This window comes from Oxalobacter paeniformigenes, assembly GCF_027158465.1.
Lineage (GTDB): Bacteria > Pseudomonadota > Gammaproteobacteria > Burkholderiales > Burkholderiaceae_D > Oxalobacter > Oxalobacter paeniformigenes.
Window position 1 is genome coordinate 149869 of the sequence record NZ_JAMKYL010000001.1, and the last position, 24950, is coordinate 174818.

At 54.9% G+C, this 24950-nt stretch carries 26 protein-coding genes and 1 tRNA gene; 25 read left to right on the forward strand and 2 right to left on the reverse strand.

Annotated elements, in window-relative coordinates:
- Window positions 1–24 precede the first annotated feature (24 nt).
- Window positions 25–804 (forward strand): MBL fold metallo-hydrolase, encoded by a 780-nt coding sequence (locus NAI64_RS00665; RefSeq protein WP_269296803.1) that lies wholly within the window; start codon window positions 25–27, stop codon window positions 802–804.
- A gap of 74 nt (window positions 805–878) precedes the next feature.
- On the opposite strand, the gene NAI64_RS00670 is transcribed toward NAI64_RS00665, so the two are convergent.
- Complete coding sequence (locus tag NAI64_RS00670; protein ID WP_269296805.1) at window positions 879–1172, reverse strand: hypothetical protein; 294 nt, start codon at window positions 1170–1172, stop codon at window positions 879–881.
- Between the two features lie 596 nt (window positions 1173–1768).
- Between NAI64_RS00670 and NAI64_RS00675 the strand changes: the two genes are divergently transcribed.
- From NAI64_RS00675 to NAI64_RS00695, 5 genes are all read left to right on the forward strand, one after another.
- Window positions 1769–2299 (forward strand): FKBP-type peptidyl-prolyl cis-trans isomerase, encoded by a 531-nt coding sequence (locus NAI64_RS00675; protein ID WP_269296807.1) that lies wholly within the window; start codon window positions 1769–1771, stop codon window positions 2297–2299.
- Between the two features lie 88 nt (window positions 2300–2387).
- Complete coding sequence (gene tpiA, locus NAI64_RS00680) at window positions 2388–3140, forward strand: triose-phosphate isomerase (RefSeq protein WP_269296809.1); 753 nt, start codon at window positions 2388–2390, stop codon at window positions 3138–3140.
- A 38-nt stretch (window positions 3141–3178) separates the two neighbouring features.
- A complete protein-coding gene (gene secG, locus NAI64_RS00685) occupies window positions 3179–3580 on the forward strand; it encodes a preprotein translocase subunit SecG (protein ID WP_269296811.1) in 402 nt (133 codons plus the stop codon).
- Window positions 3581–3652: 72 nt separating this feature from the next.
- Window positions 3653–3737, forward strand: a tRNA-Leu gene (locus tag NAI64_RS00690).
- A 174-nt stretch (window positions 3738–3911) separates the two neighbouring features.
- The gene (locus NAI64_RS00695; protein WP_269296813.1) at window positions 3912–4655 is read left to right on the forward strand and encodes a tyrosine-type recombinase/integrase; all 744 of its coding nucleotides are present in this window, start codon (window positions 3912–3914) and stop codon (window positions 4653–4655) included.
- 37 nt (window positions 4656–4692) lie between these two features.
- Here NAI64_RS00695 and NAI64_RS00700 read toward each other — a convergent pair whose 3' ends face one another.
- The gene (locus tag NAI64_RS00700; protein WP_269296815.1) at window positions 4693–5022 is read right to left on the reverse strand and encodes a hypothetical protein; all 330 of its coding nucleotides are present in this window, start codon (window positions 5020–5022) and stop codon (window positions 4693–4695) included.
- A 412-nt stretch (window positions 5023–5434) separates the two neighbouring features.
- On the opposite strand from NAI64_RS00700, the gene ndhC reads away from it, so the two are divergent.
- From ndhC to leuD, 19 genes are all read left to right on the forward strand, one after another.
- A complete protein-coding gene (ndhC, locus tag NAI64_RS00705) occupies window positions 5435–5794 on the forward strand; it encodes an NADH-quinone oxidoreductase subunit A (protein WP_269296817.1) in 360 nt (119 codons plus the stop codon).
- A gap of 3 nt (window positions 5795–5797) precedes the next feature.
- Complete coding sequence (locus NAI64_RS00710; protein ID WP_269296819.1) at window positions 5798–6277, forward strand: NuoB/complex I 20 kDa subunit family protein; 480 nt, start codon at window positions 5798–5800, stop codon at window positions 6275–6277.
- A 12-nt stretch (window positions 6278–6289) separates the two neighbouring features.
- Window positions 6290–6895 (forward strand): NADH-quinone oxidoreductase subunit C, encoded by a 606-nt coding sequence (locus NAI64_RS00715; protein ID WP_269296820.1) that lies wholly within the window; start codon window positions 6290–6292, stop codon window positions 6893–6895.
- A complete protein-coding gene (locus tag NAI64_RS00720) occupies window positions 6892–8145 on the forward strand; it encodes an NADH-quinone oxidoreductase subunit D (RefSeq protein WP_269296822.1) in 1254 nt (417 codons plus the stop codon). The genes NAI64_RS00715 and NAI64_RS00720 overlap by 4 nt, the downstream gene beginning before the upstream one ends.
- Window positions 8146–8165: 20 nt before the next feature.
- Complete coding sequence (gene nuoE, locus NAI64_RS00725; protein WP_269296824.1) at window positions 8166–8642, forward strand: NADH-quinone oxidoreductase subunit NuoE; 477 nt, start codon at window positions 8166–8168, stop codon at window positions 8640–8642.
- The gene (gene nuoF, locus NAI64_RS00730) at window positions 8642–9943 is read left to right on the forward strand and encodes an NADH-quinone oxidoreductase subunit NuoF (RefSeq protein ID WP_269296826.1); all 1302 of its coding nucleotides are present in this window, start codon (window positions 8642–8644) and stop codon (window positions 9941–9943) included. Before nuoE ends, nuoF begins: the two co-directional genes overlap by 1 nt.
- Before the next feature lie 5 nt (window positions 9944–9948).
- Window positions 9949–12327, forward strand: a complete 2379-nt coding sequence (gene nuoG, locus NAI64_RS00735; protein ID WP_269296828.1) for an NADH-quinone oxidoreductase subunit NuoG — start codon at window positions 9949–9951, stop codon at window positions 12325–12327.
- Window positions 12327–13400: an NADH-quinone oxidoreductase subunit NuoH gene (gene nuoH / locus NAI64_RS00740; protein WP_269297962.1), complete on the forward strand. Its 1074-nt coding sequence runs from the start codon at window positions 12327–12329 to the stop codon at window positions 13398–13400. The genes nuoG and nuoH overlap by 1 nt, the downstream gene beginning before the upstream one ends.
- Before the next feature lie 7 nt (window positions 13401–13407).
- Window positions 13408–13896, forward strand: a complete 489-nt coding sequence (gene nuoI / locus NAI64_RS00745) for an NADH-quinone oxidoreductase subunit NuoI (RefSeq protein ID WP_269296830.1) — start codon at window positions 13408–13410, stop codon at window positions 13894–13896.
- Window positions 13897–13919: 23 nt separating this feature from the next.
- On the forward strand, window positions 13920–14579 hold the full coding sequence (locus NAI64_RS00750; RefSeq protein ID WP_269296833.1) for an NADH-quinone oxidoreductase subunit J: 660 nt from the start codon (window positions 13920–13922) through the stop codon (window positions 14577–14579).
- Window positions 14576–14884, forward strand: a complete 309-nt coding sequence (nuoK, locus tag NAI64_RS00755; protein ID WP_269296834.1) for an NADH-quinone oxidoreductase subunit NuoK — start codon at window positions 14576–14578, stop codon at window positions 14882–14884. Before NAI64_RS00750 ends, nuoK begins: the two co-directional genes overlap by 4 nt.
- Window positions 14885–14932: 48 nt before the next feature.
- Window positions 14933–17134 carry an NADH-quinone oxidoreductase subunit L gene (nuoL, locus tag NAI64_RS00760; protein WP_269296836.1) on the forward strand — a complete coding sequence of 734 codons (2202 nt, stop codon included), beginning with the start codon at window positions 14933–14935 and terminating at the stop codon, window positions 17132–17134.
- An 18-nt stretch (window positions 17135–17152) separates the two neighbouring features.
- The gene (locus tag NAI64_RS00765; RefSeq protein ID WP_269296838.1) at window positions 17153–18646 is read left to right on the forward strand and encodes an NADH-quinone oxidoreductase subunit M; all 1494 of its coding nucleotides are present in this window, start codon (window positions 17153–17155) and stop codon (window positions 18644–18646) included.
- A gap of 18 nt (window positions 18647–18664) precedes the next feature.
- Window positions 18665–20155 (forward strand): NADH-quinone oxidoreductase subunit NuoN, encoded by a 1491-nt coding sequence (gene nuoN / locus NAI64_RS00770; RefSeq protein ID WP_269296840.1) that lies wholly within the window; start codon window positions 18665–18667, stop codon window positions 20153–20155.
- 66 nt (window positions 20156–20221) lie between these two features.
- Complete coding sequence (aroC, locus tag NAI64_RS00775) at window positions 20222–21346, forward strand: chorismate synthase (protein WP_269296842.1); 1125 nt, start codon at window positions 20222–20224, stop codon at window positions 21344–21346.
- 21 nt (window positions 21347–21367) lie between these two features.
- Entirely contained in the window at window positions 21368–22531 is a 1164-nt protein-coding gene (locus NAI64_RS00780) for an MFS transporter (protein WP_269296844.1), read from the forward strand.
- 86 nt (window positions 22532–22617) lie between these two features.
- Entirely contained in the window at window positions 22618–24021 is a 1404-nt protein-coding gene (leuC, locus tag NAI64_RS00785; RefSeq protein ID WP_269296846.1) for a 3-isopropylmalate dehydratase large subunit, read from the forward strand.
- A gap of 51 nt (window positions 24022–24072) precedes the next feature.
- Window positions 24073–24159 carry an entericidin A/B family lipoprotein gene (locus NAI64_RS00790; protein ID WP_407946905.1) on the forward strand — a complete coding sequence of 29 codons (87 nt, stop codon included), beginning with the start codon at window positions 24073–24075 and terminating at the stop codon, window positions 24157–24159.
- A gap of 105 nt (window positions 24160–24264) precedes the next feature.
- Window positions 24265–24912 carry a 3-isopropylmalate dehydratase small subunit gene (gene leuD / locus NAI64_RS00795; protein ID WP_269296847.1) on the forward strand — a complete coding sequence of 216 codons (648 nt, stop codon included), beginning with the start codon at window positions 24265–24267 and terminating at the stop codon, window positions 24910–24912.
- The last annotated feature ends 38 nt before the right edge of the window (window positions 24913–24950 follow it).

Below are 24950 nucleotides of genomic sequence, written 5' to 3' on the forward strand. Positions count from 1 at the left end.
GCGCCTATCAAATTGGTTCCTGTTGTGAAAGCAACCAGTCTGGGGAGTGGCAGCAAGGGTAATGCATTGCTTGTTTCCGTCAGGAATGGCCAGACGGAAACGACTGTTATGTTCGATTGCGGTTTCGGTATCCGTGAAATAAAACGTCGTCTGGAACGTGTGCATTGTCTCCCGGAACAGGTGTCTGCGCTGGTCGTGACCCATGAGCATGGGGATCATGCTAGGGGTGTACTGCCGTTTCTTCACCGTTATCGTGTTCCTGTCTGGATGAGTGAAGGAACTTTTCGTGCGATCGGAAAGGATTTTTCGGGAGTCGATTTGCACTTGTGTCGTGATGGCGACAGCTTCACGGTACGGGATTTGCAGGTGTCGGCTTTTGCCGTTTCGCATGATGCACGTGAACCGTTGCAATTTCATGTGACAGACGGTGCTGTCAAGTTCGGCATGCTGACCGATACCGGTCAGGTAACGGTGCCAATCCGTCAGGCGCTTTCAGGTTGCAATGTCCTGATGCTTGAATGCAATTATGATGACGATATGCTGAAACGATCATCTTATCCGTTTGTCGTTCGCAAGCGTATCGGTAGTGTTTTCGGGCATCTTTCCAATCGTTGCGCGGCAGATTTTCTGTCGGAATTCGATAGCGTGCATCTGACCAAAGTTATCGGTGCACATTTGAGTGAAACGAACAATCTTCCCGATCTTGCGTTCAGGTCGTTGCACGATGTCGTCGATACGGGCAGGGTTGCCGTGATGGTGGCAAGTCAGGTCGACGGTTTTGGATGGACGGAGATTTCCGGATAATGTGTGGTTTCAGGTAAAACCTTCAATAAAAAAGCCGATCGGATGATCGGCTTTTTTTTCAGACAAGACAAGAATTATTTCTTGGCAGCGTCTTTGGCCGGAGCAGCAGCGTCTTTGGCAGGAGCAGCGTCCTTGGCTGGAGCAGCAGCGTCTTTGGCAGCTGGAGCGGCAGCGTCTTTAGCAGCTGGAGCAGCAGCGTCTTTGGCAGCCGGAGCAGCAGCGTCTTTAGCGGCTGGAGCAGCAGCGTCTTTAGCTGGAGCGGTAGCGGCAGGAGCAGCAGCATCTTTCTTATCAGCTGGTTTTTCGCCAACTTTACATGCGGTCAGAGCCAGAGCCATCAGGCCAACGAGCAATAAAGACTTTTTCATTTGCAATCCTTAATTAAAAAAACTAGGTTAATTACCGGTAATTGGATACTACTGTAAATAGAAAACTGCCGGATGCCATTACTGACGTAGGTGTCATCCTGACAATCTCCTAATGGAACCGATTATAGCTATTTTTTTGTCGTTGTAACCCCCGTTACAAGTGTTTTTATATCTGTTTTGCAATCGCGCAACAGGTTCGTGCCACCCCGCAAACAGTCATCTGCCGCTTCTCGGGAAAGTTGTGAAAGACATTGTACGAGTCAGGAAACGAAAAAACGCGGAGGATTGGCATGAATGTAAAAATTTTCAATTAAAAACAACAGGTTGTATTTCACGTTATTCAACGTGTTGTAAAGCGTTCCGTGTGCCGGATTGACAGGTCCCTTTCTTGTTTCTTTCAGTCAATTTTTCAATGATGAAGAATTTGGCAATGGCAAAAAAGCGGGTCGAAAGCGCCTGCCGGTCAAGGGGTGCGATAGCTGAAAGCAGTATAAGTTATTGTTATTCATAATATGCGGATGCCGATGAACGAATGTTTAAAGCCGTGTGAAGCGGGTATAATTTCCGGGATTCAAAACAGAAAGGCTGACGGAAAAATGAAAATTGCCAAAAATACGGTCGTTACCGTGCATTACAAATTGTCGGATGCGCAGAACAATCTGCTGGAAGATGGGCAGGAACCCATTGTATACCTGCATGGTGGCTACGATGATACGTTGCCTGCGCTGGAAAAGGCGCTGGACGGCAAGGAAGTAGGTTACAAAACCATGATACAGGTCGAACCGGAAGAGGCTTTTGGCGAATACGATCCGTTACTGGTCAGGGTTGAAGATCGTGAGCTCTTTCCGACACCACTTGAAGTCGGTATGCAGTTCGAGGGTATACCGGAAAATGCCGATCCGACGGAAAATGCGCCCATTTATGTCGTGACGGATATTGCAGACGGCAAGGTGATTCTGGATGGCAATCATCCTCTTGCGGGAATTGCACTGCGTTTCGAGTTGACGGTAACGGATGTCCGTGCCGCCACCGACAAGGAAATCGAACGTGGATATGTCAACGATCCGGACGGTTTCGACGAGGATGACGAAGGCGACGGGCAGTTCAGAAGCATCCTGCTGCATTGAATGCGAGACGATATGCTTTTCGCCAAATGATTGACCATAATTGATTTGTCACGATAAAATAATTGATTGCTTGAATTCAGGGATCAGTATGGCGCGTAAGCTGATTGTCGGAAACTGGAAAATGAATGGCAGTCTCGCCATGAATGCCGAATTGCTCGAAGGCATCAAGGCGGGGCTGGCGGGTGTCGATTGCGATCTGGCAGTCTGTGTTCCGTTTCCGTATCTGGCACAGTGTCAGCATGCGCTGGAAGGAACCGGTATCGCGCTGGGTGCTGAAGATGTATCGGCACATGCCGTAGGAGCCTATACCGGGCAGGTATCGACGCGCATGTTGCTGGATTTCGATTGCAAGTATGCGATTGTCGGACATTCGGAACGACGCGAGTACTGCAACGAGTCGGATGAACTGGTCGCCAACAAGGTTCAGCGTGCACTGGCGGGTGGGTTGACACCGATCGTCTGTGTCGGCGAGTCGCTGAAAGAAAAAGACGCGGGTCTGACGGAAGCGGTGGTCAGCAGACAGATCAATACGGTATTGTCCGTTCTCGAAGAACGGGAAGTCTGCGACATCGTCGTTGCCTACGAACCGGTCTGGGCTATCGGGACGGGCAAGACGCCGACGCCTGAAATGGTCAAGGATGTTCATGCGCTGATGCGTGAACTGATGATCCGGAAAAATCCGGATGCGGCGGAGCGTGTAAGGATATTGTATGGCGGCAGTATGAAGCCGTCGAATGCGGAAGAATTTTTGAAGATGCGGGATATCGATGGTGGACTGATCGGTGGTGCCGCACTCAAGGCAAGCGATTTTCTCAAGATCGCATATCTTGCTTCGAAGTAGGAATATTTGATCAAACGAAAAAGGAATGCTGAAATAACATGCTGTACAACATTATCATTATTATTCAGGTTTTGTCCGCTCTGGCTATCATCGTGCTGGTTCTGATGCAGCATGGCAAGGGCGCTGACATGGGTGCGGCATTCGGAGCGGGTTCTTCCGGCAGCATTTTCGGTGCGAGCGGTTCGTCGAATTTCATGTCGAAGTCGACGGCTGTTGCCGCCATCATCTTTTTCGTTTCGACATTGGCTATGGCATACCTGGGGCCTTACCGCGCACCGGCGCAAAGCAGCGTGATCGAAAAATTGCAGTCGGTAACGACCTCTGCTCCGGAACAGGAAGCTCCGGCAGAGTCGACCGCAGGCAAGGATGCCTCCGGTGCGGCAGCAATTCCGGGCGCAGCGACCGTACCGGGCAATCCGGGCGAAAACGCCTCGAAATAAATACGGCATCGTGCATTTTTCACGCATAGTGCTTGAAGAAAAAGCGAGTTGCTGCGATAATTAAACTCTTGCGCCGACGTGGTGGAATTGGTAGACACGCTATCTTGAGGGGGTAGTGGCGAAAGTCGTGCGAGTTCAAGTCTCGCCGTCGGCACCAACGAACAATCCAAGGCAGTCTGATACAGACGATGAACCCGTGTGAAACCTGGCTTTTACGCGGGTTTTCTGTTTTATGCGGTCTAATGCGGTATTGCCGAAGCTGACATTTTTGGGTGGGTTTTGGAGTAGATATTTTCTCGACCTATTTTTTATCTGCAAATCGTCTACCCATATGACAAAACGTATCCCCCCTCTTGCACCAAAACAAATCGACAATGCTAAACCGAAAGAAAAGAAATACGCGCTTTTTGACGGCTGCGGCCTGTATCTGGAAATAGCACCGACAGGTTCCAAGTTATGGCGTATGAAGGCAAAATTGAATGGCAAGGCCATACAAATGCCATTCGGGAAATATCCTGATATATCGCTGGCACAGGCTAGAAAGAAACGGGATGAGGCGCGCAAACTGATTGCCGAAGGGATAGGCCCACGGGAAGAAAAGAAAGCGCGTATAGAGGCAGAGAAAGCGGCAGAGGCGGCAAAAGCAGCGGATGAAGAAAACACCTTCAGAAAGATTGCTTTACGCCTGTACGCAAGCAAAGCGGGCAGAACAACGGACTATTACCGCAACAAAATGATACGGCAGCTTGAATTACATCTCTTTCCGTTTGTCGGTGATAAAAACATCAGGGATATAGAAGGCAGGGAATTGGCCGATATATTCAAAGGTGTTGCCGAAAAAAAGAACAAGGAAGGCAAGCCAATGACATACATGGCAAAGAAGCTGTGCCAGTGGACGGCGGAAGTTTTCGACCTTGCCAATGTGGAAAACAGCAGTTTCAATCTGAATAATCCTTGCCGATCGATCATCAAGTTTTTGACGAAACATGAAAGCAAACAGATAAAATCTGTACTGATGGGATCGCGGTTTTTGCGGGACGCAGCGAAAGCGATTTGCGGCCGAAGAGCGGAATAAAAAAGAGCGGGAATTTTCCCGCTCTTTTTTGTGGTCTTTATCTTCTGCCGTCCGGGCCACGTTTTCCGTCCGGGCCGTGTCTGCCATCCGGACCACGTTTTGCGTCGGGACCACGTTTGCCGTCAGGACCACGTTTTGCATCGTGGCCACGTTTGCCTTCAGGACCACGTTTTGCGTCCGGGCCACGTTTGCCATCCGGACCACGTTTTGCGTCAGGACCACGTTTGCTGTCAGGACCACGTTTGCCGTCAGGACCATGTTTTGCAGCAGGAGCATGATTTCTGTCAGGAGCCGGACCTCCCGGAGGAGCGGCGAAAGCAGCGGAGGCGAACAGACCTGCGACGAGAACAGCAAGCAGTTTTTTCATTTTCGGTTTCCTTAAAGAGAGATAAAAACGAATAAAAAGTGGACATGCCAGTTCAGTTAACGTTCGGGCGTGTATTCGGTTGACAGCATCATGCAAAAAAATGTTCTCATGGTTTGAGCGGTTTTCCGGTTTTGTCGCAAGTTGGATAAACGCGGGGTGCGGGGTTGCGCGGGTGACGGAAAGCGGAGATATGCAAGGGACGTTATATGCGGAGTCTTTGCCGCTTTTGGGGAAAATCGTGTTTGGGTGTATCATATAGTTTTAGTATGTCTGCCAAGCGTTTCTTAAGTCGTTGTTCCGGTTTTCTGCGTCAGGGGTTTCATATGGGCCGGAATCGTCCTTTGGAAATGTATGCCATATGGGTGGGCCGCTGGTCCCGTCTTTCAACATTTCCTGTGTGCAAGCGTCGAACGTGAATCTAGAAAATTACTTCCCCGTTCTGCTTTTTCTTCTGGTCGCTCTGTTTTTCGGTGGTTCTTCCCTTTTGTTGGGGCGTATTCTCGGGCCGCACAAGCCGGATGCCGAGAAGGTGTCGCCTTATGAATGCGGGATGGCTCCTTTTGAGAATGCGCGCATGAAGTTCGACGTCAGGTTTTATCTGATCGCCATTTTGTTCATCCTGTTCGATCTGGAAACGGCATTTCTGTTTCCCTGGGCTGCGGCCATGCATGAGCTGGGATGGCAGGCTTTTGTCGCGGCCATGGTGTTTCTGGCCGAACTGGCGGCCGGTTTCTGGTACATATGGAAAAAGGGTGCGCTCAACTGGGAGTGATGTGTGGCCATTGACGGTTTGCTGAACAAGGGGTTTGTCACGACGACGCTGGATACGGCGATCAACTGGTTGCGTACCGGATCGATCTGGCCGGTGTCGTTCGGTCTGGCATGTTGCGCGATCGAGATGATGCACAGCAGTGCGTCCCGCTACGATATGGACCGGTTTGGCACGTTTTTCCGTGCGTCTCCACGCCAGTCCGACTTGATGATCGTCGCAGGGACGTTGTGCAACAAGATGGCGCCGGCCTTGCGCAAGGTTTACGACCAGATGGCGGAACCGCGCTGGGTGGTGTCGATGGGGTCTTGTGCGAATGGTGGCGGCTATTATCATGATTCCTATTCGGTGGTGCGTGGATGCGACCGAATCGTGCCGGTCGATATTTATGTGCCGGGATGTCCGCCGACTGCGGAAGCCTTGCTGTATGCGCTGATGCAGTTGCGTGGCAAGATCAAGCGGACTTCGACGATCGCACGCCAGTAAAACGGGGAAAGCATGCAGAGAAATCCGTTTGAACTGGCTGAAAAGCTGCGTGAGAAATTCGGCACCGATCTTCAGGATGTTTCCCTGGCTTTCGGGGAAGTGACGGCAGTCGTTCCGTTATCTTCTTATCGTGAAGTCATGCTGGCCTTGCGTGACGATCCTGAATGGCGTTTCGAGGAACTGATCGACTTGTGCGGTGTGGATTATGCAGGTTACGGCAATTCCGGCATGGAGGTCCCGGACAAGCGGTTTGCCGTGGTGGTGCATCTGTTGTCGCTGACGTTCAATGGCCGGCTTCGGGTCCGTGTGTTCGCTGAGGATGAAAAAATGCCGGAAGTGCCTTCGGTCTCGGATATCTGGCCGTCTGCGAACTGGTTTGAACGGGAAGCGTTCGATCTGTACGGTATTCTTTTTTCCGGGCATCCCGATTTGCGGCGCATTCTGACGGATTACGGTTTTGTCGGACATCCGTTCCGAAAGGATTTTCCGGTACAGGGCTATGTCGAGATGCGTTATGACGAGAAGGAAAAACGGGTGGTTTACCAGCCGGTGACGATCGAGCCGCGGGAAATCACGCCTCGTGTGGTACGCGATCCTGACGGAGGCGACGGACGATGACGGATATCCGCAATTACACGGTCAATTTCGGACCGCAGCATCCTTCCGCGCATGGTGTGTTGCGGCTGATTCTCGAGCTGGATGGCGAAACGATCGTCCGTGCCGATCCGCATATCGGCATGTTGCACCGCGCCACGGAAAAGCTGGCGGAACAGCGGACGTATCTTCAGGCATTGCCGTATATGGACCGTCTCGATTATGTGTCGATGATGTGCAGCGAGCATGCCTATGTGATGGCTGTCGAAAAGTTGCTGGGTCTGGAAATTCCTGTGCGGGCGCAGTATATCCGGGTGATGTTCGACGAGATCACGCGGATCATGAGCCATTTGCTCTGGATCGGTTCACAGGCGCTGGATATGGGCGCCATGGCGGTTTTTCTGTATGCGTTCCGCGAGCGGGAAGATCTGATGGATTGCTATGAAGCTGCCAGCGGAGCACGAATGCATGCGGCGTATTACCGGCCCGGCGGGGTCAACCGCGATTTGCCGGATTCCATGCCGCAGTTCAAAAAGACCCGTTTCCAGAGTGAAAAACGGGTCAGGGAGCTCAATGCCAACCGTCAGGGATCGTTGCTGGATTTTATCGAGGATTTCACGAACCGGTTCCCGAAGTGTGTGGATGAATATGAAACGTTGCTGACGGATAACCGTATCTGGAAACAGCGTCTGGTCGGCGTGGGGGTCATTTCTCCGGAAGATGCGCTGGCTGCCGGGTTTACCGGTCCGATGTTGCGCGGTTCCGGTGTGGAATGGGATTTGCGCAAGAAGCAGCCTTATGCCGTTTATGATCGTGTGGATTTTGCAGTGCCCGTCGGCAAGGAAGGGGATTGTTACGACCGCTATCTGGTGCGCGTCGAGGAAATGCGCCAGTCGAACCGGATTATCCGGCAATGCGTGGACTGGCTCAAGAGAAATCCGGGACCGGTGAAGTCGGATGATTACCGGGTTTCGACGCCGCCGCGCGAAAAGATGAAAACGGGTATGGAAGAGTTGATTCATCATTTCAAGCTGTTTTCGGAAGGATTCCATTTGCCGGTCGGCGAGGTGTATTCGGCGGTCGAGGCACCGAAGGGGGAATTCGGCATTTATCTGGTGTCTGACGGTGCGAACAAGCCGTTCCGGATGAAGATACGCGCGCCTTCCTTTGTGCATTTGCAGGGACTGGAACAGTTGATCCGCGGGCATCTGATACCGGATGCCGTGGCGGTCATCGGCAGTATCGATATTGTGTTTGGCGAAGTGGACCGCTAGGGAAAGCGAACGGGTGAGATATGTTGTTGAGTGACGAGGCATACCGGAAAATCGAGAAGGAGCTGGCGAAATTTCCGCCGACGAAAAAACGTTCGGCGGCGATTGCCGCGCTGACGATCGCGCAGGATGAAAAAGGGTGGCTGTCGCCGGAAGTGATGCAGGAAATCGCGGATTATCTCGGTGTGCCGGCGGTGGCGATCGAGGAAGTCGCGACGTTTTACAGCATGTTCAATACCCGGCCGGTCGGCAAGTACAAAATCGCCGTATGCTGCAATCTGCCTTGCGAGATGACGGGAAGCGACGTGACGGCGCAGTATCTGAAAGAAAAACTCAATATCGGTTTCGGCGAAACGACGCCGGATGGTCTTTACACGCTGGTCGAGAGCGAATGCATGGGGGCATGCGGGGACGGGCCGGTCGTTCTGGTGAACAACAAGCAGATGTATATGCGCATGACCAAAGACAAGATCGACAAGCTGCTGGAGGAACTGAAATAATGACCTGCCTGCATGACCGTCATGCCGAGCCGGTGCTGTTGAAAGGACTGACGGGCGACAACTGGTCGCTGGCCGATTATCTGCAACGGGGTGGATACCGCCAGATACGGCGTATCCTTTCCGAACGGATGCCTCCGGAGGAAATCGTCGCCGAAGTGCGGGATGCGGGATTGCGCGGACGGGGCGGCGCCGGTTTTCCGGCGGCGCTGAAATGGGGGTTCATGCCGAAAGGCTACAAGGGGCAGATGTATCTGGTCTGCAATGCGGACGAGAGTGAGCCGGGGACATTCAAGGACCGCGACATTCTCCGGTACAATCCGCATGCCGTGATCGAGGGCATGTTGATCGCGGCATATGCCATGGGGATTTCGAAAGGGTATATCTATATCCACGGCGAAATCTGGTCGGTTTATGAGCGGTTCGAAGAAGCGATCGCGCAGGCGCGTGAGGCAGGCTGGCTTGGCGAAAACCTGCTGGGATCGGGGGTCGCTTTCGATTTGCATGCCGTCCATGGATATGGCGCGTATATTTGCGGGGAAGAGACGGCGCTGCTGGAGTCCATGGAAGGCAAGCGCGGCAATCCGCGTTTCAAGCCGCCCTTTCCGGCGGCCAATGGTCTGTATGGACAGCCGACGACGATCAACAATGTCGAAACGCTGGCATACGTGCCGTTCATTATGGCGATGGGTGGAAAAGCATGGGCCGCGCTGGGACAGGGCAGCGGACGGGGTACGAAGATTTTTTCCGTATCCGGTGATGTGAAGTATCCCGGCAATTATGAAGTGCCGCTGGGAATACCGTTTGCCGAATTGCTGGCGCTGGCGGGCGGCACGAAAGACGGCAGGAAGATCAGGGCAGTGATTCCGGGCGGTTCGTCTTCTCCGGTGATTCCGGGCGAGACGATGCTTTCGCTGGATATGGATTACGATGCGATCGCGAAAGCCGGTTCCATGCTGGGAACGGGCGGCGTGATCGTGCTGGACGAAACGCGTTGCATGGTCAGGGCGCTTCTGAATCTGGCGCGGTTTTACCGGAACGAGTCTTGCGGGCAGTGTACGCCATGCCGTGAGGGTACCGGCTGGCTGGTGAGGTTGCTCGAACGGATCGAACAGGGCGATGCCGCGCTGTCCGATCTGGATTTGCTCGATTCCGTCGCGTCCAACATACAGGGCAGGACGGTGTGTGCGCTGGGTGATGCGGCAGCCATGCCGGTCAGGTCGTTTCTGAGGCATTTCCGGAGCGAGTTCGAGTATCACATCGAACACAAGCGGTGTCCGGTCGCAGCGGGTGAGCGGGTTTAGGCGATATGGTTGAAGTCGAGATTGACGGTGAAAAAATAAAGGCGGAAGAAGGGCGCCCACTTCTGGAAGTGGCGCTGGATGCGGGCAAGCCGATCCCGCATTTCTGCTATCACAAAAAACTGTCGGTAACGGCCAGCTGCCGGATGTGCCTTGTCGAGGTCGAAAAAGCGCCCAGACTGATGCCTGCATGTGCCACGCAGGTGACTGATGGCATGGTGGTGCATACCGATACCGAAAAGGTCGCAGCTGCCCGCAAGGCGGTGATGGAGTTCCTGCTTATCAATCATCCGCTGGATTGTCCGGTGTGCGATCAGGGCGGGGAATGCCGTTTGCAGGATTATTCGATGGCGTATGGGGCGGGCGCTTCGCGCTACCGTGAGGAAAAGCGGGTGGTGCTGGTCAAGGATGCCGGACCGCTGGTATCGATGCAGGGTATGAGCCGCTGTATCCAGTGTACACGCTGCATCCGTTTCGGCGAGGAAATCGCCGGTCGCGCGGAACTGGGGATGGTGCAGCGCGGGGAGCGTGCCGAAGTGACGACGTTTCCGGGCAAAAAAATCGATTCCGAACTGTCGGGCAATCTGGTCGATGTCTGTCCGGTGGGAGCGCTCACTTCGCTGCCTTTCCGTTACAAGGCGCGTGGCTGGGAGCTGGCAAGCCATCGCGGGGTTTCTCCGCATGACGGACTTGGCTCGAATCTGAATGTACAGACCTTGCGCGGCAAGGTCATGCGGGTATTGCCCGCCGAAAACGAGGCGGTCAACGAATGCTGGTTGTCCGACCGCGACCGTTTTTCCTATGAAGCGCTGGATACACCGGAACGGCTGACGGTGCCGATGGTCAAGCAGGATAACCGCTGGATCGAGACGGACTGGGAAACGGCGCTGAGTTATGTCGCGCATGGTCTGACAAGCATCCGGCGCGACCATGGGGCGATGTCGCTGGCGGCGCTGGTTTCGCCACAGGCGACACTGGAAGAATGTTATCTGTTGCAAAAGCTGATGCGTGGCATGGGTTCGGAAAAAATCGAGTACCGGCTCGCACAGTCCGATTTTTCGCTGGACGGCAAGGTCGCTCCATGGCTCGGGATGCCTGTTGCGGATATCGAAACACTCGATCATATACTGGTGATCGGGTCTTTTCTGCGTCAGGAAGCGCCGCTTCTGGCGACACGTTTCCGGAAAACGGCGCAGCGTGGCGCGCAAATCGGTATGGTGCATGCGCTCGATGACGACTGGCTGATGCCGGTCGCGGCGCGGCTGGTGGCTTCGCCGGACAAATGGCTCACGATGCTGGCCGGTATCATGGAAGTGATCGCTCACAAAAAAGGTGTGCCGCTGCCTGACGGGTTCAAGGATGTCGTTACGATATTGCGTGCAAAGATGGTACTTGACGGATCGGCAGACGATCCAAACGGATGGGGTGCCAGTATGGAAAAAATCGCGGGTTCGCTGCTTGCCGACGGTAAAAAGGCGGTATTCCTCGGTGCCCTGGCCTTGCGTCATGAGCAGGCATCCCTGTTGCACCGTGCGGCGGAATGGATTGCAGCTCAGACCGGTGCGGTACTGGGTTGCCTGACGGAAGGCGCCAATGCCACGGGGGCGATGCTGGCTGGCGCTTGTCCGGGCACGGCTTCCGGGGTTTCCATGAATGACATTGCTTCGGATTCGAGCAAGGCGTTTTTGCTGTTGCATACGGAGCCGGAACTGGAAGCGGCCAATCCGCCGCGTATGATGGCGGCACTGAAACAGGCGGAAATGGTGGTGGCGATTTCGCCTTTCAAACAGAGTATGGATTATGCGGATGTCCTGTTGCCGGTTGCGGCGTTTGCCGAAACGGCGGGGACGTTTGTCAGTTTCGAGGGACGCGTGCAGTCTTTCGGCGCAGCTGCCGCTCCGGTAGGACAGGCGCGGCCGGCATGGAAAGTGTTGCGGGTATTGGGCAATTTCCTTGAACTGGACGGGTTCGGCTACGACAGTGCGGATGACATCTGTCAGGAATGTCTTGCCGGACGGCGAACCGATACAGTATTGAACAATATCAGTGGAGAGGCGCCCCTGTTCGTTTCGCAGGAGGCAGCATCTTGCCGGCGTGTTGCCGATGTGCCGCTGTATTTTTCGGATGTGCTGGTGCGCCGTGCGCCGTCGTTGCAGAAAACAGCCGCAGCGAAAAGTCCGGTCGTGTATTTGCCGGAGACGCTTTTCGATAAACTGGAACTGGCTGACGGCGAGAATGTTCGTGTGGTGCAGCCGGATGGTGAAACCGTTTTGCCTGCGTATTGTGACAAGACACTGGCGGTCGGTACGGTCAGACTGGCGACAGGTCATGCTGCGACAGCCATGCTGGGGCCGCTTGACGGCGAGATCAGGGTGGAACGCATATGATGGCTGAAATTCTGTCGCTCGCGCATCATTATGGCCGGATGGTGTTCGGCTCATGGTGGCCGCTGGTTTGGATACTGGTCAAGATTCATGTGATTCTGTTGCCGCTTCTGGGGTTGGTGACATTTCTGACCCTGTGGGAACGCAAGGTGATCGGCTGGATGCATGCGCGTCTGGGGCCGAACCGTGTCGGCCCGCTGGGACTGATACAACCGATTGCCGATGCCTTCAAGTTGCTGCTGAAGGAAATCATCGTGCCGGAGCGTGCCGACCGTTTTCTGTTCTGGCTCGCGCCGGTATTGACGATCGGGCCTGCACTGGCGGCATGGGCTGTGATTCCGTTCGGCGCGGATATCGTGCTGGCCGATGTGAATGCGGGATTGTTGTTCGTCATGGCGATCACGTCGATCGGTGTGTATGGCGTCATCGTCGCCGGATGGGCTTCCAATTCCAAATACGCGCTTCTGGGCGCCGTGCGTGCCTCGGCGCAGATGATTTCTTTCGGCATCCCGCTGGGGTTCGTTCTGGTGACGGTGCTGCTGGTGTCGGGTAGTCTGAATCTGTCGGATATCGTGACCGTGCAGAATCACGGGTTCTTCGCTTCGCACGGACTGAATTTCCTGTCCTGGAACTGGATTCCGCTGTTTCCCCTGTTCATCATTTATATCGTGTGCGCGATTGCCGAAACGGCACGTCATCCGTTCGACGCGGTCGAGGGAGAATCGGAAATCGTGGCCGGGCATATGGTCGAATATTCCGGTATGGCGTTCGCCATGTTTTTTATGGCGGAATACGCCAATATCATTTTGCTGTCGGCCATGGCGTCGATCATGTTTCTGGGGGGATGGCTCGCGCCGGTGGACTGGGCGTTTCTGGCATGGGTGCCGGGGTGGATATGGCTGGGCGCGAAAACGTCTCTGATCGTGTTCGTGTTCATCTGGGTGCGCGCGACGTTTCCGCGTTACCGTTACGACCATACCATGCGGCTGGGCTGGAAAGTGTTCATTCCGGTGACGCTGGCGTATCTTGTGATTGTCGCCTGCTGGATGCAGACGCCGCTGAATATCTGGCATTGAGGGGATGATGGGAGCGATCAGGCATTTTCTCAAAACGTTTGCGCTGGCCGAGCTGGTACAGGGACTCGCGTTGACCTTGCGGATCATGTTCCGCAGGAAAGCGACCGTCAGGTATCCGGAAGAAAAAACGCCGCTTTCCCCGCGTTTTCGCGGGATGCATGCCTTGATGTGCGATGAAAACGGCAAGGAGCGGTGTATCGGCTGCAAATTGTGCGAATCGGCCTGTCCAGCCAAAGCCATCACGATCGATATCGCGGAAAGCGGGGATGGCTCGCGGCGCACGACACGTTATGAAATCGACCAGAGCAAGTGTATTTTTTGCGGATTGTGCGAGGAAGCGTGTCCGGTCGACGCCATTGTCGAGATACCGATGTTTGAATATAGTTCCGATAAACGGGGCGATCTCGTGTTCGGCAAGGACGTTTTGCTGGCTGTCGGCAAGGCGTATGAAAAGGAAATCAGGGAGGCCAAATCGGCGGACGCACCTTATCGCTGAGGGTGTTTGGCCTGTGGAAAAATATGGAATTTGAAACCGTCCTGTTTTATGTTTTCGCCGCCATTCTCGTCATGTCGGCGCTGCGTGTGGTGACATCGGGCAATCCGGTGCATGCCGTACTGTATCTGGTGCTGTCGTTTTTTACGGGTGCTGCGCTTTGGATATTGCTCAAGGCGGAATTTCTGGCATGGATTCTGGTGCTGGTCTATGTCGGCGCCGTCATGGTGCTGTTCCTGTTCGTCGTGATGATGATGGATATGGATATGCCGGAACTGAAAAAGGTCGCGAAAAAGAATATGGCGGTCGCCTCGTTCGTCGGTGTCGTTATCGTGCTGGAAATGTCGGCCGTCCTGTTCAGGGGATTTTATACGCAAGACTTGCATGCGCCGGAAAGCGCGTCGCAAGTCGGGCTGACTGCGTCGATCGGCAAGGCCTTGTTTACGGATTATCTGTTCAGCGTGGAAATCGCTGCCATGATTCTGCTGGTTGCGCTGGTCGCTGCGGTGACGCTGACCTTGCGTTACCGGCGTGACGCCAAATATACGTCGGCCGCCACCGCGGTGCGTGTCGATCCGAAGGAACGGTTGCGGATCGTCGACATGAAGGCGGAAACGGTCGCGGAAATGCCGGAAAGTGAGACCGGAACAGGGCGGGAACATGAAACACGGGGGGATGGACGATGAATGTGACGCTTGTCCATTATCTGATTCTCGGCGCGATCCTGTTTTCGATCGCCGTGATGGGAATTTTCATGAACCGGCGCAATTTGCTGGTGCTGTTGATGTCGATCGAACTGATGCTTCTGGCAATCAATATGAATTTCATCGCATTTTCCCATTATCTGGGAGATGTGGCCGGTCAGGTGTTCGTGTTTTTCATTCTGACGGTCGCCGCGTCCGAAACGGCGATCGGGCTGGGGATTCTGGTCATTCTGTTCCGGAAAATACATTCGGTCCGGGCTGATGACATGGACAGTCTGAAGGGATGATGCCAACCGGATTTGTCGTATGACGGAAAGATTACGGAAAGAACTGATATGCCCGATCAACTGAATATCCACTTGCTGCTGGTTGCGCTGTTCGCGCCGCTGGCCGGTGCGCTTGTTGCCGGGCTGATGGGGTCGCTGTTCGGCGGGCACATGATCCGGCGGCGTACGTCCAAGGCTGTGACCGTCACCGGTGTCGCGGTGTCGTTCGTCTGTTCTCTGTTGACGTTGGCCGATGTCATGAACGGCGCGCGTTTCGACGGTGATATCTATACCTGGATGACGGTGGGCGAGACGACGTTCGGGATCGGTTTCATGATCGATTCGCTTTCCGCCATGATGATGGCGCTGGTCACGTTCATTTCCCTGCTGGTGCATATCTATTCCATGGGATATATGGAAAACGACGACAATGTCAGCCGTTTCTTTTCGTATATTTCCCTCTTTACGTTCGCCATGCTGTCGCTGGTAATGGGAAACAATTTCATCCAGCTCTTTTTCGGATGGGAAGCGGTCGGCGTCATGTCATACCTGCTGATCGGTTTCTGGCTGGAAAAACCGACTGCCGTCTCGGCCGGCCTGAAGGCGTTTCTGGTCAACCGCGTGGGCGATTTCGGTTTCATGATCGGCATCGGACTGGTTTTCGCGTTTGCCGGGTCGCTCAACTATCGTGATGTGTTCGGTGTGCGCGAGCAACTGGCGGCCATGACCGTGCCGGGTACGGGCTGGCTGGTCATTACCGCGATCTGTCTGTTTCTCTTTGTGGGGGCCATGGGCAAATCCGCACAGTTCCCGTTGCATGTCTGGCTGCCGGATTCGATGGAAGGCCCGACGCCGATTTCGGCGCTGATTCATGCGGCCACGATGGTGACGGCCGGCATTTTCATGGTGGCACGCCTGTCGCCGCTTTACGAGCTTTCCGAAGTCGCCTTGTCGGTCATGGTCATCGTCGGCGCGATTTCCGCGCTGTTTCTTGGGCTGGTGGCGATGGTGCAGACCGATATCAAACGCATCGTGGCGTATTCGACGCTGTCGCAGCTGGGGTATATGGTCGTGGCGCTGGGCGCTTCCGCCTATTCGGTCGCGGTCTTCCATTTGATGACGCATGCCTTTTTCAAGGCCCTGCTGTTTCTGGCGATCGGTTCCGTCATTCTGGGCATGCATCATGACCAGGATATCCGGAACATGGGGGGATTGCGGAAATACATGCCCTGGACGTATGCGACGGCGCTCGTCGGATCGCTGGCGCTGGTCGGCGTACCGTTCTTTTCCGGTTTCTATTCCAAGGAATCCATCATCGGGGCGATCCGTACATCGTCCGTGCCGGGTTCGACGTTTGCCATGCTGGCGGTGACGGCCGGTCTGTTCGTGACGGGTTATTACACGTTCCGCCTGTTTTTCTATGTGTTCCACGGCCGTGAACGTTTCCAGCGGCAACAGCTGGTCAACCTCAAGACGGCTGAAAAGGAAAAAGTGCCGCAGGGCAATCTGATCGGTTTGCTGCCCGGCGAAAAACCGCATGAATCCCCGTGGATCATCAGGATGCCGTTGCTGTTGCTGGCGATTCCTTCGGTGCTGATCGGCTATATGGCGATCGACGCCATGCTTTACGGGACGTTTTTCGATGGCGTGATCGTGGTCGATCATGCGCGTCATCCGGCCATGTCGGTCATGGCGGGACATTTCGCCAGCGCCTTGTCGATGACACTGCATGAAATCATGACGCCGACGTTCTGGCTGGCGATCGCGGGTGTCGGGACGGCATGGTATTTCTATTTGGTCAACCCGATCATGCCGATCCGGTTGCGCAGGAGAATGCGTTTCCTCTACCGCATGCTGGTCGAACAGTATTATCTGGACAGTCTGTATCTTCGCGGGTTTGCCGGTACCGCATTGCGGGTGGGCGACGTGTTGTGGAAATGGATAGATGTCACCCTGATCGACGACTGGATCATTTCGCGTTTCTTTGTCGGGGGAGGCAGAGGGCTGGCGTATGTCGTGTCGAAAGTGTTCGATGTGGGCGCAATGGTGCGCGCGCTTCTGAAAGGAGCGTCGCGTCAGAAAAGCGGATCGGATTCTGCCGGCAGTGCGGTAACGCCTGACAGAAACGCGACGGGATATGAGGGACTGGCAGGCTGGTTCGTCGCGGCAGCCCGGTATTTCCAGTCAGGGTATCTGTACCAGTATGTATTTGTCATGATTGTCGGATTGTTGTGCCTGCTGTTATGGTTTGTGCCTTTCAGTCTGAAATAAAAACGAGTTCGGAAAAACATGCCTACGTTGTCATATTATCCTGTTCCCATTCTTTCACTGGCGATCTGGTGTCCGGTGTTTTTCGGTCTGCTGGTGCTGGCTGTCGGAAAGGATGAAAGAGCCGTTTTCGTACGGTATCTGTCCCTTCTGGGCGCGGCAGTCAGTCTGGCTGTAACGCTGCCGCTGGTGTTTTTTTTCGACAGGAGCGCGCATGGCATGCAGTTTGTCGAACGGCATGCCTGGATCAGGCTGTTTCATGTGGAATATGCCTTGGGTGTCGACGGTATCTCGATGTGGCTGGTCGTATTGACCGCATTGATGACGCTGGTCGTGGTGATCGCCGGCTGGAACAATGTCGAAAAACAGATTGCCCAGTACATGGGAGCTTTTCTGGTGCTTTCCGGTTTGATGATCGGTGCGTTTGCCACGTTCGACGGTTTGCTGTTCTACGTCTTTTTCGAAGCGACGCTGATTCCGATGTTCGTCATCATCGGCGTCTGGGGCGGTGAACGGCGGGTTTATGCGGCGTTCAAGTTCTTTCTTTATACGTTCTTCGGTTCGTTGCCGATGCTCATCGCCATTTTGTACCTGTATCTCCAGACGGACAGTTTCAATATTTTCGAATGGTACAAGGCGCCGATACCGCTGGCTGTCCAGATATGGCTGTTCATCGGCATGCTGACGGCGTTCGCCGTCAAGGTGCCGATGTGGCCGGTGCATACCTGGTTGCCTGATGCGCACGTGGAAGCGCCGACTGGCGGTTCCGTCATTCTGGCGGCCATCATGCTCAAGCTCGGTGCATACGGTTTCATCCGCTTCACCTTGCCGATTCTGCCGGATGCCAGCCGGTATATGGAATGGCTCATGATCGCGCTGTCGCTGGTCGCGGTGATCTATATCGGTCTGGTCGCGCTGGTGCAGAAAGACATGAAGAAACTGATCGCCTATTCCTCGATCGCGCATATGGGATTCGTCACGCTGGGCTTTTTCTTGTTCGAGACCATTACGGTCGACGGTGCGCTGGTCCAGATGATTTCGCACGGTTTCGTTTCGGCGGCCATGTTCCTGTGTGTCGGTGTGCTGTATGACCGGATGCATACCCGCCAGATCGCCGATTATGGCGGCGTGGTGCATGTCATGCCGCGTTTCGCCGCCTTTTTCGTGCTGTTTGCCTTTGCCAATTGCGGTTTGCCGGGGACATCCGGTTTCGTCGGCGAAGTGATGGTCATTATCGGGGCGGTCAAGGTCAATGTCTGGATCGCGCTTGTCGGCGCGCTTGCGCTGGTGCTCGGTGCATCCTATACCCTTTGGATGATCAAGCGTGTGCTGTTCGGACCGGTCGCGAACGACCATGTGGCTGCACTGAAGGATATCAGTGCGCGTGAATTCCTGATTCTGGCGATCATGGCAGGTTTCGTGTTGTCGATCGGGATTTATCCGGCATGGATAACCGATGCCATGCAAGTGTCGGTCGCCGATTTGCTGGTCCATGTGGCCCAATCGAAACTGTAAGGGGCGGATGCGGACGGTATGGATGCCATGAACCTGATTTCTGCCATGCCGGAGCTGATACTGGTCGTATCGGTTCCGCTGATTCTGCTGGCCGATCTGTTTTTGCCACAGGGCAGGCGTGATGTCACGTTTGTCCTGTCGTCGCTGGTGATTCTCGCCTGTGCGACGGCCAGCGCCGTTTTCATGCAGGACAAGACGGTGGTATATGCTTTCGGTGGTTCGTTCGTGTCGGATGCCGTGTCGAACCTGCTCAAGCTGTGTACCTGTTTCGCGATGTTGCTGACGCTCGTCTATGCGCGGCGTTATGTCAGTGAACGTCAGATGACATCCGGGCATCTCGGCGGCGAGTTTTATACGCTGGCGCTGTTTTCGATGCTGGGCCAGTTCGTTGTCATTTCAGCCGCCGATTTTCTGGTCATGTTTCTGGGAATCGAACTGATGTCTTTTCCGTTGTATGCGCTGGTGGCGTTGAAGCGTGATGACGGAAAGGCCGTCGAGGCTGCCACGAAGTTTTTCATTCTGGGTGCACTCGGCTCGGGATTACTGCTCTACGGCATTTCCATGCTCTATGGCGCGACCGGTTCGCTGGGGTTTGCGGAAGTGGCGAAAATGGCTGCGCAGACAGGTACGAACCGGCTGATCATGGTATTCGGTATCGTTTTCGTGGTGGCGGGCATTGCGTTCAAACTCGGAGCGGTGCCGTTCCATATGTGGGTGCCGGACGTATTCGAGGGAGCACCGACCGCGGTGACGCTTCTGGTCGGCGGGGCACCCAAGCTGGCGGGGTTTGCCGTTTGCATGCGGATTCTGGTCGATGGCCTGTTGCCGATGGCGGTCGACTGGCAACAGATGCTGATCGTGGTTTCCGTGCTGTCGATGGCGCTGGGCAACGTGATGGCGATCATGCAGTCGAATATCAAGCGTATGCTGGCGTATTCGACCATTTCGCAAATGGGGTACATGCTGCTGGGGATGCTTGCCGGGGTGAAAGCGGGTGAACTCGGAACGACTTTCGTTTTCGCTTACGGCGCGTCGATGTACTACACGATCGTTTATGTACTGGCGACGCTGGGCGCATTCGGCGTCATCATCATGATGTCGCAAAAAGGGATCGAGGCCGAAAAACTGTCTGATTTCCGTGGACTGAACCGCCGGAATCCCTGGTATGCGCTCATCATGCTGTTGTGCATGTTTTCGTTTGCGGGCGTTCCGCCGCTTGTCGGTTTCTACGGCAAGGTCGCGGTATTTCAGGCGGTCATCAATGTCGATCTGTTCTGGCTGGCTGTCGTCGGCATTTTCTTTGCCGTCGTCGGTGCGGTTTATTATCTTCGTGTCGTCAAGATCATGTATTTCGATGTACCTCAGGATACCGGGAAAATCGGCGTGCCATGGGATATGGCGGTCTGCCTCGGTATCAATGGCGTGCTGGTACTGGTGCTGGGCGTTTTCCCGGGGCCCCTGATGGACTGGTGCCTGAGCGCGGTGCATCATGCGTTCCTGATATCGTGATGATCGCGATTTTTTTCGGAGCGGAGTGTTAAAATCCGCCTTTTCTGGCAATAGGGATAGGATACGATGGCAGGCAATACTTTCGGAAAGCTTTTTTCGGTAACGACGTTCGGCGAGTCGCACGGCCCGGCGCTGGGATGTGTTGTTGACGGTTGCCCGCCGGGGATGGCACTTTCCGAAGCGGATATCCAGCCGGAACTGGATCGCAGGCGTCCCGGTTCGTCGCGCTTCGTCACGCAACGGCGCGAGCCCGATGCCGTGCGGATCCTTTCGGGCGTTTATCAGGGAAAAACGACAGGTACTCCCATTGCGCTGCTGATCGAGAATCAGGACCAGCGCAGCCGGGATTACAGCGATATCGCCGAGGTATTCCGTCCCGGTCATGGTGACTATACCTATTTCATGAAGTACGGTATCCGCGATCCGCGCGGCGGTGGACGTTCGTCGGCTCGCCTGACGGCGGCGACAGTCGCTGCGGCGGCCATTGCGAAAAAATGGTTGAGAATGCATTGCGGTACTGAAATCATGGGCTGCATGAGCCAGATGGGCGACACGGTCATTCCTTTCGTTTCATGGGCGTTCACTGCCGGCAATCCCTTTTTCGCCGCGACTGAAGATGCCGCGCTGTTGTCGTCGCTGGAACAAAAGCTCGATGCCTTGCGCAAGGCAGGCGACTCCATCGGCGCGAAAGTCGAGGTCGTGGCGAGTGGTGTGCCGGTCGGTCTGGGCAATCCGCTGTTTGAAAAGCTGGATGCGGAAATCGCAGCTGCCATGATGGGGATCAATGCCGTCAAGGGGGTCGAAATCGGCGACGGTTTTGCTGTCGTGACGCAAAAGGGTTCCGAACATGGCGATGAAATCACGCCACATGGGTTTTCAAGCAATCATGCCGGTGGTGTGCTGGGCGGTATTTCGACGGGGCAGGATATCCGGGTCAGTATCGCCGTCAAACCGACGCCATCGATTCGCTTGCCGCGTCATTCCGTCGATAGTCGAGGCAATCCGGTCGTGGTGGAAACGAACGGTCGTCATGATCCCTGTGTCGGTATTCGCGCCGTGCCGGTCGCCGAAGCGATGCTGGCGCTGGTGCTGATGGATGCCGTTTTGCAGTACCGTGCGCAATGTGCCGATGTTGCGCTTTCCGTCGCGCCAGTCGCCGGCAGCCTGCCCGGTACGGTATCCGGAAAATAGCAACGGCAGACGGGTCTGGCGGTGTCGGACAAATCTTCCTGGCCGAAACAGTCGTTCGGTTTCGGCGCTTTCTATTTCAGCTATTACAGCTTCGTCGGTGTTTTCCCGACATATATCACGCTGTATCTGGCGTTCAGGGAAATCGGCGCATTCGAAATCGGCATCCTGATGTCGCTGATGCAGGCCATGCGTATCGTCGGGCCGAATCTCTGGGGGTGGCTGGCGGACTGGACAGGGCAGCGAGCCCGTGTGCTCCAGATGACAGCGGCGGCTGCGCTTGTCGCGTTCATCGGATTTTTCTTCGGTGGCGGGTTCTGGTATTTCGCCTTTTTCATGGTGGCGGTCAATCTGTTCACGAGTGCGCAGGGACCGTTGTCGGACGCCCTGATCCTCTCGGAAATGCAGGGCAACATGTCCCGTTACGGGCAGTTGCGTTTGTGGGGGTCGGTCGGCTATGTCGTCATGACGGCGGCTTCCGGGTTTGTGCTGGACTGGACGGGTATCGGTTTGATGCCATGGGTCGGTGCGGTTATTCTGGGCGCAGTCTTGCTGGTCAGCCTCCGGCTGTACCAGACACCGCGGCCTGCTGCGGAAAAAAAACGGGTGTCGCTCTGGCATGTCGTCCGGCAGCGTGATGTGGTGGCCTTCATGGTATCTGGCTGTTTCATGCTCGCGGCGCATTCGGCGCTGTATGCTTTCTATTCGCTGTATCTGTCGAATCTGGGATACAGTAGCGTGACGATCGGTCTGATGTGGGCTATTGGCGCGACGGCGGAAATCGTGTTTTTCATTTACCAGTCGCCGGTGATCCGGCGTTTCGGCATCAAGTCGGTGATGCTCGCCAGTTTGTTTCTTGCCGTCGTCCGTTTCGCGCTGATCGGCGTCGGCGCAGAATCGTTCGCCATTTTGCTTTTCGCGCAACTTTTGCATGCAGCGACATTCGGTGCGCATCATGTCGCTTCCATCCTGTCGATCCAGAAATGGTTCTCCGGTCCGCTTCAGGCAAGGGGACAGGCGCTTTTCATCAGTGCGTCATACGGTATCGGCGGAACGGCGGGCGGTTTTCTGTTGTCGTGGGTATGGGATTTTTTCATGCCTGAATCGGTGTACTGGGTGGCGAGTGCCTTTGCTTTGGTGGCGCTTTTCGCCGCATGGCTGTCATTCAGGTGGCAGACAACGAAATAACAAGGCAATAACCATGCGGCCTGTCAGGTTTGACGGCGAATGTGGCATAATAAAAAATTGGTTAACAGAAAATGTGATTTGGCATCATGGCAAAGACTCTCTATGACAAACTTTGGGAATCCCATGTGGTGGATACGGAAAAGGACGGCACGACGATTTTGTATATCGACCGTCATCTCCTGCACGAAGTGACCAGCCCTCAGGCTTTCGAAGGTCTGAGAATGGCGGGACGCAAGCCATGGAGAGTTTCCGCCAACCTGCTGGTGGCCGACCATAACGTATCGACGCAGAACCGCAAGGGGCCGATCGCCGACCCCATTTCGCGTCTTCAGGTGGAAACGCTGGATATGAATGCGAAAACGTACGGCCTGACCTACTTCAATATGGCGGACAAACGGCAAGGGATCGTGCATGTCATCGGCCCGGAACAGGGTGCGACGCTGCCCGGCATGACGGTCGTTTGTGGCGATTCGCATACTTCGACGCATGGCGCGTTCGGTTGTCTGGCACACGGTATCGGTACGTCGGAAGTGGAACATGTGCTGGCGACGCAGACTTTGCTTGCGAAAAAATCGAAAGCCATGCTGGTGGAAGTGAACGGCACGTTGCAGGACGGGGTGACGGCCAAGGATATCGTACTGGCCGTGATCGGAAAAATCGGTACAGCGGGCGGAACGGGCTATGCCATCGAATTCGCCGGGTCCGCGATTCGCGCCCTGTCGATGGAAGGCCGCATGACACTGTGCAACATGGCGATCGAGGCAGGCGCACGTGCCGGTATGGTGGCGGTCGACGATACGACGATCGACTATGTCCGCGGTCGTCCTTTTTCTCCGAAAGGCGAACAGTGGGACAAGGCGGTCGCCTATTGGAAAACGCTGCACTCCGATCCGGGTGCGGTATTCGATGCGGTCGTGTCGCTCGATGCGTCCGAAATCATGCCGCAAGTGACATGGGGAACGTCTCCGGAAATGGTGACTTCCATCGACGGGAAAGTTCCCGATCCGGCAAACGAGGCCGATCCGGTTCGCCGCAATGCGATCATCCGTGCGCTCGAATATATGGATCTGAAACCCGATATGCCGATTACGTCCATTGCGATCGACAAGGTGTTTATCGGCTCGTGCACCAATTCGCGGATCGAGGATTTGAGAGCCGCCGCCGCGGTGGTCAAGGGAAAAAAACGTGCGGCGAACGTCAAACTGGCACTCGTGGTGCCGGGTTCCGGTCTGGTCAAGGAACAGGCGGAAAAGGAAGGACTGGACAAGATTTTCATGGATGCCGGATTTGAATGGCGTGAACCGGGATGTTCCATGTGTCTGGCGATGAATGACGACAGGCTGGCTCCTGGGGAACGGTGCGCTTCCACATCGAACCGGAATTTCGAAGGTCGGCAGGGACAGGGCGGCAGAACCCATCTGGTTTCACCGGCCATGGCCGCCGCTGCCGGTATCGCAGGACATTTTGTGGATGTACGAGAAAATCACTAAAACATGGAGAGATAAAAGATGAGAATGCTGGTTGCTGTTTTTTCCGCCGTCATGTTTCTTGCTGCATGCAATACTGTCCAGGGTATCGGCAAGGACGTGCAGAAAGCCGGTTCTGCGGTTGAAAACGCCGCAAGGTAACGCGGCCTGGACGTTTTTTGTGTTATTTCCGGTTTTGTGGCGAACAGGCCATGAAACCGTTGCTTTTTGCCGATTGGCGAAAGACGAACGGACTGATTTGAAATCATGGAAAAATTTACCGTACATACCGGGCTGGTTGTCCCGCTTGATCGCGTCAACGTGGATACGGATGCGATTATCCCGAAACAGTTTCTGAAATCGATCAAACGGACGGGGTTCGGACCGAATTTGTTTGATGAATGGCGCTATCTTGATCATGGCGAACCGGGTATGGATAATTCCAAACGGCCGCTGAATCCGGATTTCGTGCTGAACCAGCCACGTTACCAGGGGGCCTCGATTTTGCTGGCCCGCAAGAATTTCGGATGTGGTTCTTCCCGCGAACATGCGCCATGGGCTTTGCAACAGTATGGCTTCAAGGCCGTCATCGCGCCGAGTTTTGCCGATATTTTCTTCAACAACTGTTTCAAGAACGGTTTTTTGCCGATCACCCTGTCGGAAGAACAGGTGGATCAGCTTTTTACGGCGGTTCAGGCGCAGCCGGGTTACAAGCTGACGATCGATCTGGAAAAGATGGTGGTCACGAGTGAGGACAACAAGCTGGTCTTTACCTTCGCTATCGATCCGTTCCGCCAGTATTGTCTGATGAACGGACTGGACGATATTGGCCTGACCTTGCAGAAAGCTGACAAGATTCGGGAATACGAAAAACGCCATATCGCCGAACAGCCCTGGTTGGCCAATACGATTTGATGCTGGTTTCATATCAACAGGAGAAGGTGCATCCGGTT

Coding starts and splice junctions, on each gene's coding strand:
- nuoE (WP_269296824.1), top strand. CDS start 8,166: ATGTTGTTGAGTGACGAGGCATACCGGAAAATCGAGAAGGAGCTGGCG.
- leuC (WP_269296846.1), top strand. CDS start 22,618: ATGGCAAAGACTCTCTATGACAAACTTTGGGAATCCCATGTGGTGGAT.
- tpiA (WP_269296809.1), top strand. CDS start 2,388: ATGGCGCGTAAGCTGATTGTCGGAAACTGGAAAATGAATGGCAGTCTC.
- NAI64_RS00700 (WP_269296815.1), bottom strand. CDS start 5,022: ATGAAAAAACTGCTTGCTGTTCTCGTCGCAGGTCTGTTCGCCTCCGCT.
- nuoF (WP_269296826.1), top strand. CDS start 8,642: ATGACCTGCCTGCATGACCGTCATGCCGAGCCGGTGCTGTTGAAAGGA.
- NAI64_RS00695 (WP_269296813.1), top strand. CDS start 3,912: ATGACAAAACGTATCCCCCCTCTTGCACCAAAACAAATCGACAATGCT.
- leuD (WP_269296847.1), top strand. CDS start 24,265: ATGGAAAAATTTACCGTACATACCGGGCTGGTTGTCCCGCTTGATCGC.
- NAI64_RS00670 (WP_269296805.1), bottom strand. CDS start 1,172: ATGAAAAAGTCTTTATTGCTCGTTGGCCTGATGGCTCTGGCTCTGACC.
- NAI64_RS00750 (WP_269296833.1), top strand. CDS start 13,920: ATGGAATTTGAAACCGTCCTGTTTTATGTTTTCGCCGCCATTCTCGTC.
- secG (WP_269296811.1), top strand. CDS start 3,179: ATGCTGTACAACATTATCATTATTATTCAGGTTTTGTCCGCTCTGGCT.
- aroC (WP_269296842.1), top strand. CDS start 20,222: ATGGCAGGCAATACTTTCGGAAAGCTTTTTTCGGTAACGACGTTCGGC.
- NAI64_RS00675 (WP_269296807.1), top strand. CDS start 1,769: ATGAAAATTGCCAAAAATACGGTCGTTACCGTGCATTACAAATTGTCG.
- nuoI (WP_269296830.1), top strand. CDS start 13,408: ATGGGAGCGATCAGGCATTTTCTCAAAACGTTTGCGCTGGCCGAGCTG.
- nuoN (WP_269296840.1), top strand. CDS start 18,665: ATGGATGCCATGAACCTGATTTCTGCCATGCCGGAGCTGATACTGGTC.
- nuoK (WP_269296834.1), top strand. CDS start 14,576: ATGAATGTGACGCTTGTCCATTATCTGATTCTCGGCGCGATCCTGTTT.
- nuoH (WP_269297962.1), top strand. CDS start 12,327: ATGGCTGAAATTCTGTCGCTCGCGCATCATTATGGCCGGATGGTGTTC.
- NAI64_RS00715 (WP_269296820.1), top strand. CDS start 6,290: ATGCAGAGAAATCCGTTTGAACTGGCTGAAAAGCTGCGTGAGAAATTC.
- NAI64_RS00765 (WP_269296838.1), top strand. CDS start 17,153: ATGCCTACGTTGTCATATTATCCTGTTCCCATTCTTTCACTGGCGATC.
- nuoG (WP_269296828.1), top strand. CDS start 9,949: ATGGTTGAAGTCGAGATTGACGGTGAAAAAATAAAGGCGGAAGAAGGG.
- nuoL (WP_269296836.1), top strand. CDS start 14,933: ATGCCCGATCAACTGAATATCCACTTGCTGCTGGTTGCGCTGTTCGCG.
- NAI64_RS00790 (WP_407946905.1), top strand. CDS start 24,073: ATGTTTCTTGCTGCATGCAATACTGTCCAGGGTATCGGCAAGGACGTG.
- NAI64_RS00720 (WP_269296822.1), top strand. CDS start 6,892: ATGACGGATATCCGCAATTACACGGTCAATTTCGGACCGCAGCATCCT.